14 protein-coding genes are annotated in these 18,029 nt (G+C 44.0%); all 14 read left to right on the top strand.

The window, feature by feature from the left end; all coding sequences use genetic code 11:
* Window positions 1-10: 10 nt before the first annotated feature.
* The 14 genes from folD (at window position 11) to LRR81_RS03190 (ending at window position 18,009) form a co-directional block, all read left to right on the top strand.
* The gene (gene folD, locus LRR81_RS03125; protein ID WP_231787826.1) at window positions 11-877 is read left to right on the top strand and encodes a bifunctional methylenetetrahydrofolate dehydrogenase/methenyltetrahydrofolate cyclohydrolase FolD; all 867 of its coding nucleotides are present in this window, start codon (window positions 11-13) and stop codon (window positions 875-877) included.
* A gap of 22 nt (window positions 878-899) precedes the next feature.
* The gene (xseA, locus tag LRR81_RS03130) at window positions 900-2,249 is read left to right on the top strand and encodes an exodeoxyribonuclease VII large subunit (protein ID WP_231787827.1); all 1,350 of its coding nucleotides are present in this window, start codon (window positions 900-902) and stop codon (window positions 2,247-2,249) included.
* Window positions 2,242-2,481 carry an exodeoxyribonuclease VII small subunit gene (locus tag LRR81_RS03135; RefSeq protein WP_231787828.1) on the top strand — a complete coding sequence of 80 codons (240 nt, stop codon included), beginning with the start codon at window positions 2,242-2,244 and terminating at the stop codon, window positions 2,479-2,481. Before xseA ends, LRR81_RS03135 begins: the two co-directional genes overlap by 8 nt.
* A gap of 2 nt (window positions 2,482-2,483) precedes the next feature.
* Window positions 2,484-3,374 (top strand): polyprenyl synthetase family protein, encoded by an 891-nt coding sequence (locus LRR81_RS03140; protein ID WP_231787829.1) that lies wholly within the window; start codon window positions 2,484-2,486, stop codon window positions 3,372-3,374.
* A 563-nt stretch (window positions 3,375-3,937) separates the two neighbouring features.
* A complete protein-coding gene (dxs, locus tag LRR81_RS03145; protein ID WP_231788604.1) occupies window positions 3,938-5,830 on the top strand; it encodes a 1-deoxy-D-xylulose-5-phosphate synthase in 1,893 nt (630 codons plus the stop codon).
* 2 nt (window positions 5,831-5,832) lie between these two features.
* A complete protein-coding gene (locus LRR81_RS03150; protein ID WP_231787830.1) occupies window positions 5,833-6,678 on the top strand; it encodes a TlyA family RNA methyltransferase in 846 nt (281 codons plus the stop codon).
* A 161-nt stretch (window positions 6,679-6,839) separates the two neighbouring features.
* Window positions 6,840-7,289: a transcriptional regulator AhrC/ArgR gene (ahrC, locus tag LRR81_RS03155; protein WP_231787831.1), complete on the top strand. Its 450-nt coding sequence runs from the start codon at window positions 6,840-6,842 to the stop codon at window positions 7,287-7,289.
* 91 nt (window positions 7,290-7,380) lie between these two features.
* Window positions 7,381-9,105: a DNA repair protein RecN gene (gene recN, locus LRR81_RS03160; protein ID WP_231787832.1), complete on the top strand. Its 1,725-nt coding sequence runs from the start codon at window positions 7,381-7,383 to the stop codon at window positions 9,103-9,105.
* Between the two features lie 135 nt (window positions 9,106-9,240).
* A complete protein-coding gene (gene spoIVB / locus LRR81_RS03165) occupies window positions 9,241-10,563 on the top strand; it encodes a SpoIVB peptidase (RefSeq protein ID WP_231788605.1) in 1,323 nt (440 codons plus the stop codon).
* A 971-nt stretch (window positions 10,564-11,534) separates the two neighbouring features.
* Window positions 11,535-12,326 (top strand): sporulation transcription factor Spo0A, encoded by a 792-nt coding sequence (spo0A, locus tag LRR81_RS03170; RefSeq protein WP_231787833.1) that lies wholly within the window; start codon window positions 11,535-11,537, stop codon window positions 12,324-12,326.
* Between the two features lie 486 nt (window positions 12,327-12,812).
* The gene (locus LRR81_RS03175) at window positions 12,813-13,247 is read left to right on the top strand and encodes a MerR family transcriptional regulator (RefSeq protein ID WP_231787834.1); all 435 of its coding nucleotides are present in this window, start codon (window positions 12,813-12,815) and stop codon (window positions 13,245-13,247) included.
* Between the two features lie 179 nt (window positions 13,248-13,426).
* Window positions 13,427-14,224, top strand: a complete 798-nt coding sequence (locus LRR81_RS03180; RefSeq protein ID WP_231787835.1) for a formate/nitrite transporter family protein — start codon at window positions 13,427-13,429, stop codon at window positions 14,222-14,224.
* A 226-nt stretch (window positions 14,225-14,450) separates the two neighbouring features.
* Complete coding sequence (locus tag LRR81_RS03185; RefSeq protein ID WP_408631587.1) at window positions 14,451-16,979, top strand: bifunctional 2',3'-cyclic-nucleotide 2'-phosphodiesterase/3'-nucleotidase; 2,529 nt, start codon at window positions 14,451-14,453, stop codon at window positions 16,977-16,979.
* A gap of 292 nt (window positions 16,980-17,271) precedes the next feature.
* Window positions 17,272-18,009, top strand: a complete 738-nt coding sequence (locus tag LRR81_RS03190) for a glycerophosphodiester phosphodiesterase (RefSeq protein ID WP_231787837.1) — start codon at window positions 17,272-17,274, stop codon at window positions 18,007-18,009.
* Window positions 18,010-18,029: the final 20 nt, after the last annotated feature.

An 18,029-nucleotide genomic window follows, 5' to 3' on the forward strand; every position in this document is an offset into this window, starting at 1 on the left:
AGGTTGGGGCATGACAGCCAAAATAATTAACGGGAAAGAAATTTCTAAGCAAAAGCGGTCAGAGCTTGCTCTTGAAGTGGAATCTTTAAAGGAAAAGGGGATCTGCCCCGGACTTGCCATTATTCTGGTCGGTGACAGCCCGGCTTCTCTCTCATACATAAAAGGAAAACAAAAAGCAGCCGAAGAAATTGGACTGCTCTTTAAGCTGGAGCATTTTTCGGGAAATATATCTGAGGATTTTCTGCTGGAGGTTATTGATCAATATAACCAGGATGACCGTTTTCATGGGATTCTCGTGCAGCTTCCGCTTCCGGCACATATTAATGAGCTGCATGTTATTGACCGGATCCTTCCTGAAAAAGATGTGGACGGCTTTCATCCCATCAACGTCGGCAAGCTTGTAACAGGGCAGGAGGGGCTTGTTTCCTGCACACCTGCCGGCATTATTGAAATGCTGAAGATTGAAGGCGTTCAGCTTTCAGGCAAGCACGCAGTTGTCGTCGGCAGAAGCAATATCGTCGGAAAGCCAATTGCCCAGCTTCTTCTGAAGGAGAATGCAACAGTCACCACCTGCCATTCCAAAACAGCCGATCTGTCTTACTATACGAAGCAGGCTGACATTTTAATAGTAGCTATCGGAAGGGCTAACCTCATTAAAGGTTCTGATGTGAAAAAAGGGGCAGCTGTTATTGATGTGGGCATGAACAGGCTTGATAGCGGCAAGCTGACCGGAGATGTTCTGTTTGATGAAGCAAAAGAACAAGCAGGTTTTATCACACCTGTTCCTGGTGGCGTCGGACCAATGACCATTACCATGCTTGCAGATAATACAGTGAAGGCTGCAAAAATGATTGAAGCGGGAAAAATGAAAGCCTGACAAGAAACGGGGTAGTGAAGGTTTGAGTGAAGTGAAATATGTCACTGTCCGGGCATTGACAAAATACATTAAGCGAAAGTTTGACGTTGATCCCCATTTGCATGATATCTGGGTTAAAGGCGAGCTCTCCAATGTGAAAATACATAGCAGAGGCCATATTTATTTTACACTGAAGGACGAAGATGCCCGCATTCTTGGCGTCATGTTTTCAAGCCAGAATAAATCACTGAAATTCAGGCCGGAAAACGGCATGAAGGTGATGCTCAGGGGAGAAATCAGTGTTTATGAAGCGAGCGGACAATATCAGATCTATGCGAAGGAAATGCAGCCTGACGGAATCGGCAGCCTGTATCTTGCCTATGAAGAGCTGAAAAAGAAGCTGCAGCAAAAAGGCTATTTTGATGAAAAGCATAAAAAAACGATCCCTGCCTTTCCGCGGCAGGTAGGAGTGATTACCTCTCCTACAGGCGCGGCGATCAGGGATATTCTTACAACCATCAACAGGCGTTTTCCAATGGCGAAGGTGATCCTCATCCCTGCCCTTGTGCAGGGAGTCCAGGCAGGACGATCAGTAGCCTCAGCCATTCAACAAGCAAATAATCTGAATGATTTGGACGTACTGATTGTCGGGCGCGGCGGCGGTTCCATTGAAGAGCTTTGGGCCTTTAATGAAGAAATTGTTGCAGAAGCCATTTTTCAATCAAGGATTCCGCTGATTTCAGCTGTTGGGCATGAAACTGACTTTACGATTGCCGACTTTGTTGCGGATTTGAGAGCACCGACACCAACGGCAGCCGCTGAACTCGCTGTGCCGCATTTTGCAGAGCTGGCTGAACGGATTTCTGCCAGAGAAACAAGGCTGATGCGGGCGATTCAGGAAAAAGTGACGCATCAGAAGGATAGGCTTCAGTCGCTTAGAAAATCTTATGCTTTCAGATACCCGAAGCAGCTTTATGAGCAAAAGGAGCAGCAGCTCGATTTGCTGACTGAAAGACTTCAAAAAGAAACGCTTCGCGCGGCAGATAAAAAAAGGGAGCGCTATTTACAGTCTAAAAACCGGCTGAAGCAAGTTCATCCTTCCTCTCAGATTAAAAGAAGCAGAGCTGATTTTGAACAATGGCAGCGCAAGCTTCAAAGAGAAATGCAAATCACGATCTCCCAAAAGCAAACAGGCTTTTCAGCCGTCCTCGCCAAGCTGAACGCTTTGAATCCTTTAGCTATTATGGAGCGGGGCTACAGTGTCGTTTACAAAGAGGAGAAGCTTATTAAAAAGCTTGATCAGGTAGAAGAGGGAGACAGGCTTAAGGTGATGCTTCAGGACGGTTATGTTCATGCGGAAGTCAGGGATAAGGAGAGAAGAAACAATGAGTGAAAAAAAACAGGACGAAATGAGTTTTGAGGATGCCATCCAGAAACTTGAAGGAATTGTAGACAAGCTTGAAGAAGGCGATGTGCCTCTTGAGCAGGCCATTGAATATTTTCAAAAAGGCATGCAGCTTTCAAAGCTCTGTCATGAAAAGCTTCAAAAAGTAGAAAAACAGATGGATTACATCCTGCGCGAAGGCGGGGAGCTGGAACCTTTTGAAATTCAGGAGGAGGAATAACAATGGCGCTTGAGCTAAATGACTATTTAGCCTCCAGAAAGGCCCAGATTGAGGAGCAGCTTCCCTTGTATCTCCAAAAGCTGCACACTACTGAAGATCTGAAGTCAGCTATGCTCTATTCCCTGCAGGCAGGCGGCAAAAGACTGAGGCCGATCCTTCTTTTGGCAACACTCCATTCTTTCGGAAAAGACGAAAGCCCCGGCATGGCTGTTGGCTGTGCAATTGAAATGATTCATACCTATTCTCTGATTCACGATGATCTGCCGTGCATGGATGATGATGACCTCAGAAGAGGAAAGCCGACAAATCATAAAGTTTTTGGCGAGGCGATGGCCGTTCTTTCCGGTGACGGACTGCTGACGCAGAGTTTTGATTTAATTGCCTCACACCCTGATCAAAAGGTTACCCCTTTAATGAAGATTGAATTGATCAGAGAGCTTGTCAAAGCAGCAGGCGCTGAAGGCATGGTAGGCGGGCAGGCAGCCGATATGGAAGCAGAGAACCAAAAATTGAACTTAGAAGAACTGCTCTATATTCATGAGCATAAAACGGCAAAGCTCCTCGCATACAGTGTAAAAGCAGGAGGAATACTGGCTGGTGCAGATCCCCTGGAAATGAAAAAGCTGGAGGAGTTTGGCTTCCACCTCGGCATTGCGTTTCAAATTAAGGATGACATTCTTGATATTGAAGGAATAGAAGACCAAATTGGAAAACCGGTCGGCTCTGATACAGCCAACCATAAATCAACCTATCCTGCACTCCTGACTCTTGACGGGGCAAAGGCTAAGCTTGCTGAACAAGTAGAGAAGGGAAGGGAAGTTCTCGCTGAGCTTTCTCTCGAAAACACGATGCTTGAACAGCTTCTGGAGCTTGTTGCCATCAGAGATTATTGAGATTCTATCCAGAAATTGAGCAGCTTTTTCGCTTGTGATATAATGGGCCTATACAAAATGGGCCACGCTGGATAAGAGTAATAGCTTATAACACAGCCGTTATCACATTTGTGCTAGCGGCTTTTTTAATAGGCTATGGGAAAGAAGAATGTTTTTACACCCTATTGATTGGAGTGGCAGGCGACAAGGCGCTGAGGAGACTCACCGCCCGCCCGAAACGGAATTCGACAAATGAGAAGGTTTGGATCCGTAAGGCGCGGCCCCTTTTCATTCATACAGAGTTGCAAAAAAATCACCCATTGGTATAATGGGACAAGCTGATTTACCGTTCAATAATGAGAACAGCGTCTTTTTATATTAAATAAGGCTGATCCTGTACCTTAGAACAGGCTGCAGCGTAATCCGGCCGTTTTTTAGATGGCTATTTGGTTTAATAATGCTATGATAGGCTATAACAAAATATTGCCAGAAAAAAGAGAAGAAATACGAATGAGGCATGAAAAGCCCTTATAAAGCGAACATTAGCCATACCAATTAATTCACAGTGAAAGTGAGTGATCCAATTGGATCTTTTATCGATTAAAAATCCAAAGTTCTTAAAAAAACTTTCCACTAGCGAACTTGAAAATCTAAGTGCCGAAATCCGGCAGTTTTTAATCGAGAAGCTCTCTGCAACAGGCGGACATATTGGTCCGAATTTAGGTGTTGTTGAATTGACCGTTGCTCTGCATAAAGTATTTGATAGTCCGAAGGATAAGTTTATCTGGGATGTCGGGCATCAATCTTATGTGCACAAAATTCTTACGGGGAGAGCTTGCGAATTTGACACACTCCGCCAGTATAAAGGCCTTTGCGGCTTTCCTAAGCGAAGCGAAAGCGAGCATGATGTCTGGGAAACAGGGCACAGCTCCACCTCCCTTTCTGCTGCAATGGGAATGGTTGTGGCAAGGGATTTAAAAGGAACGGACGAAACCATTGTGCCGATTATCGGCGATGGGGCCCTTACAGGCGGAATGGCTCTTGAGGCCTTGAATCACATTGGCCATGAACAAAAAGACATGGTTGTCGTTCTAAATGACAATGAAATGTCGATTGCTCCAAATGTCGGCGCCCTTCATAATGTTCTCGGACGTCTGCGCACAGCAGGCAAATACCGCTGGGTAAAGGATGAGCTTGAACTGCTTCTGAAGAGAATTCCGGCTGTTGGCGGGGCATTGGCTTCAACGGCAGAAAGAGTGAAGGACAGCTTAAAGTACCTGCTTGTCTCAGGCGTATTTTTCGAAGAGCTTGGTTTTACTTATCTTGGTCCTGTTGACGGGCACAACTATGAGGATTTGATGGAAAACCTCCGTTATGCCAAGAAAACAAAAGGGCCTGTGCTTCTTCATGTGATCACTAAAAAAGGGAAAGGCTTTACTCCTGCGGAATCGGATAAAGTCGGCACATGGCATGGCACTGGACCGTACAAAATTGACACCGGAGACTTTGTAAAACCAAAAGCAACAGCACCTTCTTGGAGCGGGCTTGTCAGTGAGACGGTAAGAAGAATTGCCAGAACAGATAAAAGAATTGTAGCCATTACTCCTGCAATGCCGGTTGGTTCAAAGCTCGAAGGCTTTGCAAGCGAATTTCCTGAAAGAATGTATGACGTCGGGATTGCTGAGCAGCATGCTGTTACGATGGCAGCCGGCCTTGCTACACAGAACATGAAGCCATTTCTTGCGATATATTCCACATTCCTTCAGCGGGCATATGACCAGCTTGTTCATGATGTTTGCCGCCAGAATTTGAATGTATTCTTTGGTATTGACAGAGCAGGTCTTGTCGGAGCTGATGGGGAAACTCATCAGGGTGTATTTGATATAGCCTTTATGCGTCATCTTCCGAACATGGTCCTGATGATGCCAAAGGATGAAAACGAAGGCCAGCATATGGTCAATACAGCGGTCAAATATGACGGCGGACCAATTGCGATGCGTTTTCCAAGGGGCAACGGGCTTGGTGTGAAAATGGATGAAGAACTGAAGGAAATCCCGATAGGAACATGGGAAGTTCTACAGGAAGGTCACGATGCAGTCATTTTGACTTTCGGCACAACGATCGGTTTGGCGAAGGAAGCTGCAAAGCGCCTGGCAGAACAGAATATTTCTGTTCGGATTGTTAATGCAAGGTTTATCAAACCGCTTGACGAGAAAATGCTGAAAGAAATTTTTGCTGAAAACCTTCCGATTATGACAATAGAAGAAGCTGTTCTGCAGGGAGGATTTGGAAGCGCTGTGCTTGAATTTGCGCATGAGCATCATTTCCATAACGCTGTGATCGAACGGCTTGGCATACCAGACCATTTTATTGAACACGGCAGTGTTTCAAGCCTGCTTGAAGAAATCGGGCTGACAGCAGCAAATGCCGCTGAAATCTTGAAAAAGATGATTCCATTAAAAGAAAAAAGGGCGTAAGAATGAGCAATAAGAAAGAACGACTGGATGTTCTGCTTGTCGAAAGAGGACTTGCAGAAACAAGAGAAAAAGCTAAAAGGTCTGTTATGGCAGGCCTTGTTTATTCAAATGAAGAACGGCTGGACAAACCAGGCGAAAAGCACCCGGCAGATATTCCGCTGACACTTAAGGGCAATGTGCTTCCCTATGTCAGCCGCGGCGGCCTTAAGCTTGAAAAAGCACTAAAAGAGTTTGACGTTTCCGTCGAAAATAAAATCATGATTGATATCGGTTCTTCAACAGGCGGCTTTACAGACTGCGCACTTCAAAATGGTGCTGTAAAGTCCTATGCGGTAGATGTCGGCTATAACCAGCTCGCTTGGAAGCTGCGCAAGGATCCTAGGGTTATTGAAATGGAACGGACTAATTTCCGCTATTCGGTTCCTGCTGATTTTCAGGAAGGACTCCCGGAGTTTGCCACAATTGATGTTTCGTTTATTTCTTTAAAACTGATCCTGCCGGTTCTGAAAACCATTCTTGTACCAGGCGGCGATTGTCTTGCACTCGTGAAGCCTCAGTTTGAAGCAGGGAAGGATCAGGTAGGCAAAAAGGGAATTGTCCGTGACCGGAAAGTGCATGAAAAAGTGCTTTCGGACATTACCTCCTTTGCAGCAGCCGAAGGGTTCGATTGTACGGCTCTTTCTTATTCTCCGATAACAGGCGGAGACGGAAATATTGAATTTTTGCTGCATCTTAAGCTGAAGAAAGAACAAGAGCCAGGTCAGGCTCCATCCCAAGCTGAAATACAATCAATTGTCACGCAGGCACATGACACATTGAAACATAAAAATTTACAGGAAAAGGAATGAATCGGTCCCGGTCATTCCTTTTTCTATGGTACATACTATTTTTAAGATCTTGCAGGGGAAAGCATATACATTTTGCTTGCTTTCATATAACATGGTAGTGATAAAGCAGGATGAATAACAATGAATAAATATAAAACTGTTTAATGCTTAAGGGGTGCTGTATGAATAAAGGGCAAAGACACATCAAAATCAGGGAAATCATTACCCATAATGATATTGAGACACAGGACGAGCTTGTCGATTGCCTGAAAAACGGCGGCTACAATGTTACGCAGGCCACTGTTTCCAGGGATATTAAAGAGCTGCACCTTGTCAAAGTCCCGATGATGGACGGACGGTATAAATACAGCCTTCCTGCTGATCAGCGGTTTAACCCGCTTGCCAAGCTTAAGAGGTCCTTAATTGAAGCCTTTGTAAAAATTGATCACGCCGGACATATGATCGTTATGAAAACCCTGCCGGGAAATGCCAACGCAATCGGCGCATTGATTGACAACCTTGATTGGGACGAAATCCTTGGAACGATTTGCGGAGACGATACCATTTTAATTATTTGCCGCTCACCAGAGGATACAAACGTGATTTCTGAGCGGTTTTTAGATATGCTTTAACATATACAGGGTTCTTTTCTTTCTAGAAAAAGAACTTGGTTCTTTTCTTCTTAAGAAAAGACCGGATTAAATTGCAGAGGTGTGGTTCTCTTTGCTAGCGGAATTAACCATTAAAAACTTTGCCATAATTGAATCGATATCCATTTCCTTTGAAAAAGGACTGACCGTTTTGACGGGGGAAACAGGAGCAGGAAAGTCTATTATCATTGATGCGATCCATCTTTTGGCAGGAGGAAGGGGATCTTCCGAATTTGTCCGTTACGGTGAAGACCGCGCTGAGCTTGAAGGTCTTTTTCTCCTCGATGACGACAATCATCCCTGCTATGAAAAATGCCGCGAATTCGGGATAGATGCAAGCGATGGAATGATGGTATTAAGAAGAGATATTTCTTCTTCTGGGAAAAGCGTCTGCCGGGTAAACGGTAAGCTTGTGACAATTGCTATTTTGCGGGAAGTCGGCAGAACCCTGATTGACATTCACGGACAGCATGATAATCAGGAGCTCATGCAGGAGGAAAATCATCTTCATTTGCTCGATCAGTATGGCGGTTCAAAAACAGCTTCAGCTCACACAGCCTACATTGAAATATATGGGAAATACGCTGAGCTGAAAAGGAAAATCCGCGGTCTTTCCGAAAACGACCAGGAAATTGCCCATAGGCTGGATCTTATTCAATTTCAGCTTCAGGAAATTGAAGGGGCAGAACTTGAGCCGATGGAGGACGAAAAACTCCAGGAAGAAAGACGGGAAATATCCAATTACGAAAAAATCTTTGAAGCTCTGCAGAATGCCTATAACGCACTGAGCGGAGAACAAAAAGGGCTTGATTGGATTTCTCACGGGATGGGAAGTCTCGAAGGAGTTGCAGAAATTAACGGCTCCCTGAAGGAAATGGCTTCTACTGTTTCAAACAGCTACTACATGCTTGAGGATCTTTCCTACCAGCTGCGAAATGAACTGGATGCCCTTGAATTTGACCCGGAAAGGCTGAATTTTATTGAGGGCCGCCTTAATGAAATTAACCATCTGAAGCGGAAATACGGCCAGTCTGTCGATGAAATTCTTTCCTATGCTTCAAAAATACAGGATGAAATTGACACGCTGCAAAACAGGGACAGCCATGTGAACAACCTTCAAAAAGAGCTGCGTTCTCTAGAACAGGACATGGTACTGGAAGCTGGAAATTTAACAAATGTCAGACAGCAGAGCGCCAAAAAATTAAAAAGCGAAATTCAGCGTGAGCTGAAAGAGCTGTATATGGATAAAACGGTTTTTGATGTTCAATTTGGCAGACGTCCTGGGTCAGCGGATGATCCGGAGATTAACGGAAAGCCAGCAAAGTTTCAGAGCGACGGTGCTGATTCAGTGGAATTTTACCTTTCTACAAATCCAGGAGAGCCTTTAAAACCGCTTTCCAAAACTGCTTCAGGCGGAGAGCTCTCACGGATTATGCTTGCCATGAAGAGTATTTTTTCCAAGCACCAGGGAGTAACCTCGATCATTTTTGATGAAGTGGACACAGGCGTGAGCGGCAGGGTCGCACAGTCAATTGCCGAAAAAATCTACCGCGTATCGATCGGATCCCAGGTTCTTTGCATTACACATCTTCCGCAGGTCGCTGCAATGGCTGACACCCATTTGTTTATTTCAAAGGTGACTTCAAAAGGAAGAACAAAAACAAGTGTAAAGCCTCTGAAGGAAGAGGAGAAAATCAAAGAAATCGGACGCATGATTGCAGGAGTGGAAGTAACCAATTTAACGAAAGAACATGCAAAGGAACTTTTATCTCTTGCCCATGCTGCAAAAAATGTTTAATGAAACTGCTGAAAACTGCCGCTCTTGCGGCAGTTTTTTATTTATGGAAATACTGCCGTATTTTAAGTCGCTTATTTCTCTCCTGCTTTGTTATAAGATGCCCTCAAACAGGCAAGATTAAAGGATGTAGCCATGATGAATGGCGGTGGCAGGAGCGAGGAGAGTGAAAAGGTGTACCTTGAAAAAAGCAGAAAAATAATTGGTGTAATTCTCCTTGTTTCATTAGTTGCAATAGGATTTTTAAAACCAGTTAAGGAATTCGTTCAATTACCCCGGCAAATCACTGTATTTGAAACTCAGCAAACAACGATTGAAGCTTCGCTGCCTGTTCATCCTGCAGGCCAAAAAGCAAGTGAAGCTTTCTCCATACAGCAGTCCGGCAATAACCTGATCATTGATGGAAAGCACAGCGGCGAAGCAGAACTCGTTTATGACTTTGCAGGCTTTCCAGTAAAAAGAACAAATGTCAAAGTACTCCCTGACTTAAAGGTTCTCCCTGGAGGCCAGTCAATTGGAGTAAAGCTCAACACTATGGGAGTCCTCGTTGTAGGACATCATCAGATTAAAACAGCAGAAGGCAAAAAATCTCCAGGAGAAATAGCCGGTGTACAGGTCGGCGATATTATTAAGAAAATAAATGGCAAAAAGATTGAAGAAATGAGCGATGTTACCCCGTTTATCCAAAATTCCGGCAAAACCGGTGAACCATTGAAGCTTCTAATTGCCCGGGATGCGAAGGAATTTGAAACAACGCTTTACCCTCTGAAAGATACGAACGATCACGCATACCGCATTGGCCTTTATATTAGAGATTCCGCTGCTGGAATCGGCACTATGACCTTTTATGACCCGGCATCAAAAAAATATGGCGCACTTGGCCACGTTATTTCAGATATGGATACGAAAAAGCCCATTGTTGTAGATGACGGCCAAGTAATGAGATCTACCGTTACATCAATAGAAAAAGGAACTAACGGCAATCCAGGGGAAAAGCTCGCCCGCTTTTCCAGTGATCATGAAGTAATTGGAGATATTACAAAAAATACTCCGTTCGGCATATTTGGAAACATGAAGGAGGACATGGGGGGCGGACTGATGAATACCCCGCTGCCTGTAGCTCTTTCGAATGAAGTAAAAAAAGGCCCAGCTCAAATTCTAACGGTTGTTGATAATGACAAAGTAGAAGCATTTGATGTGAAAGTGGTCAGCACCATACCGCAAAAATTCCCTGCTACAAAAGGGATGGTTATTAAAATAACAGATCCTAGGCTGCTGAATAAAACAGGCGGAATCGTCCAGGGAATGAGCGGCAGCCCCATTATCCAAAATGGCAAGCTCATTGGCGCTGTGACTCACGTTTTCGTCAATGACCCCACTTCAGGCTATGGTGTTCATATTGAATGGATGCTGAATGAAGCAGGCATTGATTTATATCATGCGAAAAAGCAAGCAAGCTGACTGCCGGAAATATCCGGCAGTTTTTTTATGTGCTCCAGCCGCTGGCCCGATCTGAGCCGCTTCAGAAAAAACCAAAAAGTCTAAGACCGGACTTTCTGGTTTTTTCCTCCAGCGCTTGTCGGGGCTGTCAAGCGGCTTCCGCTTTTCTATATAGTCCAGCTCCAGCCGCTAGCCCCTCGAGGTCATAAGCCGCTCATCCAGGGAAAGGAAAGACCGCCTTTCCCCGGCTGATCGTCTTATGCTTGTCGGGGCAGAACGAGCGGCTTGCGCTTTTCTGCATTGTCCAGCTCCAGCCGCTAGCCCGATCTGAGTCGCTTCGAAAAATCCCAAAAAGTCAAAGACCAGACTTTTCGGGATTTTCCTCCAGCGCTTGTCGGGGCTGTCAAGCGGCTTCCGCTTTTCTATATTGTCCAGCTCCAGCCGCTAGCCCCTCGAGGTCATAAGCCGCTCATCCAGAGAAAGGAAAGACCGCCTTTCCCCGGCTGATCGTCTTATGCTTGTCGGGGCAGAACGAGCGGCTTCCGCTTTTCTTTTTAATCCGTCAAATTTCTCGATTTTAATCTCTAAAGCGACAGGTAAAGAAGGATTTTGTCTACAAGTTTCTAAGAAAAATTTCCCAAAACACCTTTTCATTAAAATCAGTTTTAGGTAAAATAACGATAGAAAGATTATTCGACAAATACACTTTCATTTTAAATGTCAAGTAATGCATTCAGTCGAAATCGCCAGTAAATTGAAGAATGATTAAGATAAATTAATTTTTTGGGATTTTTCGGAATATTTAAAGGAATTTTCACTGCTCTGTCGAAATCTTTAGCTAGAAAAGTCACTTTATTAGTAATAACAGCAGGGAATTGCCTGCATCAAGATGCCAGCAGCAATAATTTACAAGTGTACAGGCTTCACACTGCAGAAAAGGGCAGCACCTGACAAAGTGCGTTGATTTAAATGAAGACTGAGGAGGAATGACGGTGCAAAAAATCAAAGTGTGTATAGTGGATGACAATCGTGAATTGGTAGGACTTTTAGAAGAATATATTTCCAGTCAGAACGATATGGAGGTCGTGGGGGTGGCCTACAACGGCCAGGAGTGCCTTCATATGCTGGAGAACAGAGATCCTGATGTTCTTGTCCTTGATATCATTATGAAGCATCTGGACGGCCTTGCAGTCCTTGAAAAATTAAGAGGAATGAACAAAAGCAAGCAGCCTAATGTAATCATGCTGACGGCATTCGGCCAGGAGGATGTGACAAAGAAAGCGGTGGATCTTGGAGCTGCTTATTTCATCCTTAAACCGTTCGATATGGAAAACCTAGCGTCCCATATTCGCCAGGTTAGCGGAAATTCTGCACCAGTTCTCAACCGTTCCTCAAGCTCAATCATTAAATCAAGCTCTGAAAACAAAGGCAGAAACCTTGATGCCAATATTACAAGCATTATCCATGAGATTGGTGTACCGGCTCATATCAAAGGCTATCTTTATTTGCGCGAAGCCATTTCAATGGTTTACAACGACATTGAATTGCTTGGATCAATTACAAAAGTTCTTTATCCTGACATCGCCAAAAAGTTCAACACTACAGCAAGCCGTGTTGAGCGAGCGATTCGCCATGCGATTGAAGTAGCATGGAGCAGAGGAAACATTGACTCCATTTCTTCCTTGTTTGGCTATACAGTCAGCATGACTAAAGCAAAGCCGACAAACTCAGAATTTATTGCGATGGTGGCGGACAAGCTTCGTCTGGAGCATAAAGCTTCTTAATAAAAAACAGTTTAAAACACCGTTTCTTCCAGGGAGAAGAAACGGTGTTTTTATGCTTAAGGGGTGTAAGCGGGCATGTTGTTAACTGGCTCTTCGGGAGAATAAGCGTTTCATTCGGGAAAATAAAGGTGGAGTTCGGGGATACGGCTTTATGCAGGGAATGAAAAACAGCTTTTAACCTTTGAAAAAGGCGTTTTCCTGCCCTCCTAGAGGAGGTGCACGTGCTGGGTTTGAACAGAACTTGTCCTGTTTCTTTGTACCCGGCCGTTCGGGAAAATAAGACGGGCTTTCAGGAAAATAACGGCCGGTTTTGAGAATTTCACTTTGCCATTCGGGAAAAGAACCTCTTAATTCGGGAAATTGGGCTTTATATTTAGTCCGAAAAGCAACCAGCTGTTTTCTTTTTCCGTATTTTTACATCCGCCATTCTCTCCGCCTTTGTGTTATAGTATGAAAAGAACGTTTTTGTACGGAGAAGGTGAAAAGATGGGAAAAACTTACCGAATCGGCCAGCTTGCCGAAATGTGCCAAGTATCAAAAAGAACCATTGATTATTACACGAATCTTGGATTGCTCCAGACCGTAGATTCTCCCAGAAGAAGCCGCTACTATGATGAATCTGCCATAGAATCACTGAAGCTGATCGAGCATTACAAAAATAATCATCTTGTGCTTTCTGAAATCAAAGAGAGATTAACTGTCTTAAGGTCATCAAGAACAGATGGGAAGCTTGTGCTTCAGAAAATGGATTCCATTGAAGGCTTGCTTGGTAAGCTCGAGGAAGAAGTACTTCAGCTCAAACCCCATCTGCACAGCGTTGATGAGGATCAATATGAAGCGCTGAAAAGCCAGCTGGCTGCTAAGGGAATGGCTCTGGCGAAAATTCTTGCACTGCTTTCACAAGGAAATTTGATGCTGTAAAAAAACATAATTGCCGCAGGGGCTATGCCTCCTGCGGTATTTTATTTTCAGGGTTTGCTTAGGGTAATCCGGCTGCGTCCGATGCAATTAAAGTTTCCACGATTTCCAAGAAGGGTAAAAATAAAATGAAATTGTTTGAAAAGTGAAAAAGCATAAAAAAGAAATGGGGGTTTAAAGAGGTGGCATTTAAGAAACCTGAACAGATTGCCCTGTCAGCAATTGAAATTGGAGCTGCGAAAGTGAAGCTGCCATTTTTATCTCTTTTGCTGCTTGGATTTTTGGGAGGCGCATTCATTTCTATAGGATTTTTGCTGGATATCCGGGTGAGCGGAACGCTTCCTGCAGAATGGGGAAGCTTTGGTACACTTCTTGGGGCGGCAGTATTTCCAGTCGGACTGATCTTGATCGTTCTCGGTGGGGGAGAATTAATAACAGGGAATATGATGGCTGTGGCCATTGCTTTTTATGCTAAAAAGATTTCCGCAGGAAATCTCCTGTCCAACTGGTTTTGGGTTACGGTAACCAACTTAATCGGCGCTTTGTTCGTGGCTTATTTTTTTGGACATGTAGTAGGCCTGACGGAAGGGGACTTTCTGGCCAAAACAACGGCGATCGCTTCTGGGAAAATAGATGAATCCTTTTTTCAGGTGTTTGTATCAGCAATCGGCTGCAACTGGCTTGTATGTCTTGCCATTTGGCTCGCTTACGGAGCAGAGGATGTAGCTGGCAAAATTATCGGAATCTGGTTCCCGATTATGGCGTTTGTGGCCATTGGCTTTCAGCACGTTGTCGCCAATATGTTTGTCATCCCAGCTGCCATTTTTGGAGGGAAATTTACCTGGCTGGATTTTATCGGCAACATTATACCGGCCTTCCTCGGCAATGTTATTGGCGGGGCGGTATTTGTAGCAATGATTTATTTTGTTTCTTATCGAAGAAATCTTGAAAAAAACTCGGACATCCGGAAGGCTGGCTGACTGGGAATGCTCCAAACCTCTGCAGGAAAAAAGCAGGGGTTTCTTTTTTTATGCGGGACATTAGTCTGTATAGGAAGTAGGTCTAATTGGTTATTTTTTCAATATTTACGAAAAATATACAAAATTTGACGGCAACGTTTACATTTCTCAACTAAAATAATAGAGCAGGATATCTATTATGGACGAAGAGAGGAAGTAAAAAATGAAAAGAAGCATTAGAAGAGCTATGAAGCGCAGGTTTCTAAAAAGTTCTATGGCAATGGCTGTTGCAGCCACTACTGTTCTAATTCCATTTGCTTTTTCACCTGCTGCACATGCGGAAGAAGCTGCGGCAGTTAAACTTAGACTGATGGAAACGTCTGATATTCATGACCACATCATGGATTATGATTATTATTCAGATGCAGCCACAGAGAAGTTCGGCTTGGCACGTACAGCAACACTGATCCAAAAAATGCGCAGCGAAGCAAAAAACTCCATCCTGGTAGATAATGGAGATCTGATTCAAGGAAATCCAATGGGCGATTATATGGCGAAGGTAAAGCCGCTTCAGCCAGGTCAAGTTCATCCTGTCATGAAGGCTCTCAACCTTTTGAATTACGATGTCGCTACACTTGGAAATCATGAATTCAATTTTGGCTTAAACTTTTTAAGTGAAACATACAACGATGCGAAATTTCCATACGTGAATGCAAATGTATACATAGACGATGAAAAAGATGACAAAAACTACTTCAACCCATACAAAATCATTGAAAAGAAAGTAACTGACGAAAACGGCCAGGAGCAAACGCTGAAAATTGGCTATCTTGGACTGGTTACCCCGCAAATTACCATCTGGGATAAAAACAACCTTCAAGGAAAAGTAGTAACAAAAGATATCGTCCAGACGGCTCAGAAATTTGTTCCTGAAATGAAAGCAGCAGGTGCAGATCTTGTTGTTGTGCTTGCTCACACCGGAATTGATACAGTAGAGCATGATCCAGGAGCTGAAAACGCCGTCTATGATCTTGCTGCAAAGGTGCCTGGAATCGATGCAATTGTATCTGGACATCAGCATAACCTTTTCCCGGGTGATGCTAGGTTCAATGGAGTAAAAGGAATTGACAATGTAAAAGGAACAATCAATAACATTCCGGTTGTTATGCCGAAAAGCTGGGGATCAAACCTTGGTGTGATCGACATGGACCTTGTAAAGACTGACGGCAAATGGAAGGTTTCCGATTCCAAATCCGCAGCGCCTTCCATCTATGATGCAGCTGCTAAAAAACCACTTGCAGACAGATATCAGCCGATTATAGATGCTGTTAAGTCAGAGCATGAAGGCACATTGGAATACATCAGGGAAGAAGTTGGACAGACATCTGCACCGATCAACAGCTTTTTCGCGCTCGTTCAGGATGATCCATCCGTTCAAATCGTAAATGATGCGCAAAGCTGGTTTGCGAAAGAGAAGCTAAAAGGAACTGAATTTGAAAAACTGCCGATGCTTTCCGCTGCAGCGCCATTTAAATCTGGCGGAAGAATGGGCGCAGACTATTATACAAATATCAGCACAGGCAAACTGGCAGTCAAAAACATCGGTGACCTGTATCTGTATGACAACACCCTTCAAGTTGTAAAACTGAAAGGCTCTGAAGTGAAAAACTGGCTGGAAATGTCAGCAGGTGCCTTCAATCAGATCAATCCGTCCAAAACAGAAGAGCAGCCGCTGCTGAATCTCGACTTTCCATCTTATAACTTTGATGTGATTGATGGAGTCACTTATCAAATCGATGTCACGCAGCCGGCGAAATATGATAAAGACGGCAAGGTCATTAATGAAAATGCAAGCCGGATTGTGAATTTGAAGTATAATGGCAAGGCGATCGATAATAATCAGGATTTCCTTGTAGTAACAAACAACTACCGTGCTTCAGGCGGAGGTTATTTCCCTGGATTGAACGACAGCAAGATCGTTTACAAAGGCCCAGATGAAAACCGCCAGGCGCTTCTCAGCTACATTGAAGAAAATAAAACAATCAATCCAAGTGCTGATAACAACTGGTCTGTAGCAGGGGATGCAAAAAAGGCAAATGTCACGTTTGAATCTTCTCCAAAATCAAAAGAATTTGCGGCACAGAGCAAAGCCCTGACTTTTAAGAATGATCTTGACAGCGGTTTTGCCAAGTACAGCATAGCTCTTCAAAAGCCGGAGGCAACAGAGGAACCTTCCAGCATTCAGGAGCTCCCTGCCGGACGCTTGATTGTCAAGAAAACAGCTGAAATTTTGAAGAAGAATGAAGACGGCACTTTCAGTGTATACCGTACTGCGAAGCCAGGCGAAGCTTTAAGATTTTATGGATCAGAAGATGACAAATTCAATGTCGGCGGAGACTATTATGTGAAATACAGCAATAATGTTGTGCCATACAGCGGCCGTGTGCTGATTAAAAAAGACATGCCGCTTTATAATAAAGACGGCAAGGTTTACCGCATGCTGAAAAAAGGCGAAGCAGTCAAAGTATATAGCATGGACACCGGCCATTACCTGGTTGGCAACGGCTATTATGTTAAAAAAGAAAGAAATGCAGTTTATCATGTAGGATTTGTTCATTTGTCAGCTGATACTGCGCTGATGTTTGAAAAAAAGACAGCAAAGATGCTGAAAAAAGGCAGCAGCTACCGTGTATACAGTGTTGATGGAAAGAGACTGGATCTTGGAGGCGGCTATTCCGTTACGGCATCCAAAACAGCTGCATTCAGCAAAAACTAACGAGCAGAGCCAGCAGGAATGATTCCTGCTGGCTCTTTTTATTTAGTCTATGTTAATGAAGAATATTGATTTTTACACACCAGTTGTTTGGAGCGCAAGGCGAGAGACTCCTGCGGGAGTGCAAGTGACGGGAAACCCCGCTGAGCGATAGCGACGAGGAGACTCCTGCATTTCCCGATGAAAGCGGATGCCTTGAGCGGAACAGAAGGGTTTTCCTGCTTGATTTTTTGAACGCTCTAAAATAGGGTATAGTGGAAAAGAGGAAGAATATATCGAGAAGAAGGTGAAAAGGATGACGAAAATTTTTGGACATCGCGGTGCGGCCGGAACCTATCCTGAGAACACAATGCTTTCTTTTAAAGAGGCGATCAATGCCGGAGCAGACGGGATTGAATTGGATGTTCATTTGACTAAAGACGGTGTACCGGTGGTAATCCATGACGAAACAGTGGACAGAACTACAGACGGTTCAGGAAATATTATTGATTTAACTTTTGATGAACTGAGAGAATTCAATGCTGCCAGCCATTTTCCATCGATAGAGGAAAAGCATCTGATTCCTTCTCTCGAAGAAGTGCTGGATTGGGCAGCATCCTCCAAAGATTTGTTTTTAGTAAATATTGAATTGAAAAATGATGTAGTGGATTATCCCGGGCTTGAAGAAAAGGTTATTGAGATGGCGGCAAAGCATCAGCTTGAAAACAGGCTCATTTTGTCTTCATTTAATCATTACAGCCTTCTTAAATGCCTGAAAACAAATCCTCAGATTGAAACAGCCGTCTTATATATGGAAGGTCTGTATCAGCCGTATAATTATGCCAGAAAGATTGGTGCAAGATCCCTTCATCCGGCTCTTCATGCCGCGAAACCGGATATTATTCAGCAATCGGAACAATCAGGCTTTTCTGTCCGTCCTTTTACGGTTAATGATGAGGAAGACATGCTCCGGCTATTGGAAAGCGGCTGTTCAGGCTTTATCACCGATTACCCGGAAAAAGCGATTGCATTGCGAAAACAGCAAAATGGCTGAATGCGAAAACCCTGCTCCTC

Source organism: Metabacillus kandeliae, assembly GCF_021166585.1.
Taxonomy (GTDB): Bacteria; Bacillota; Bacilli; order Bacillales; family Bacillaceae; genus Metabacillus_B; species Metabacillus_B kandeliae.

What these genes read in the sequence shown, in the direction of transcription:
- folD (WP_231787826.1), top strand. Translation starts at nt 11, where the DNA reads ATGACAGCCAAAATAATTAACGGGAAAGAAATTTCTAAGCAAAAGCGG.
- LRR81_RS03135 (WP_231787828.1), top strand. Translation starts at nt 2,242, where the DNA reads ATGAGTGAAAAAAAACAGGACGAAATGAGTTTTGAGGATGCCATCCAG.
- LRR81_RS03140 (WP_231787829.1), top strand. Translation starts at nt 2,484, where the DNA reads ATGGCGCTTGAGCTAAATGACTATTTAGCCTCCAGAAAGGCCCAGATT.
- LRR81_RS03150 (WP_231787830.1), top strand. Translation starts at nt 5,833, where the DNA reads ATGAGCAATAAGAAAGAACGACTGGATGTTCTGCTTGTCGAAAGAGGA.
- ahrC (WP_231787831.1), top strand. Translation starts at nt 6,840, where the DNA reads ATGAATAAAGGGCAAAGACACATCAAAATCAGGGAAATCATTACCCAT.
- spoIVB (WP_231788605.1), top strand. Translation starts at nt 9,241, where the DNA reads ATGAATGGCGGTGGCAGGAGCGAGGAGAGTGAAAAGGTGTACCTTGAA.
- LRR81_RS03175 (WP_231787834.1), top strand. Translation starts at nt 12,813, where the DNA reads ATGGGAAAAACTTACCGAATCGGCCAGCTTGCCGAAATGTGCCAAGTA.
- LRR81_RS03185 (WP_408631587.1), top strand. Translation starts at nt 14,451, where the DNA reads ATGAAGCGCAGGTTTCTAAAAAGTTCTATGGCAATGGCTGTTGCAGCC.
- LRR81_RS03190 (WP_231787837.1), top strand. Translation starts at nt 17,272, where the DNA reads ATGACGAAAATTTTTGGACATCGCGGTGCGGCCGGAACCTATCCTGAG.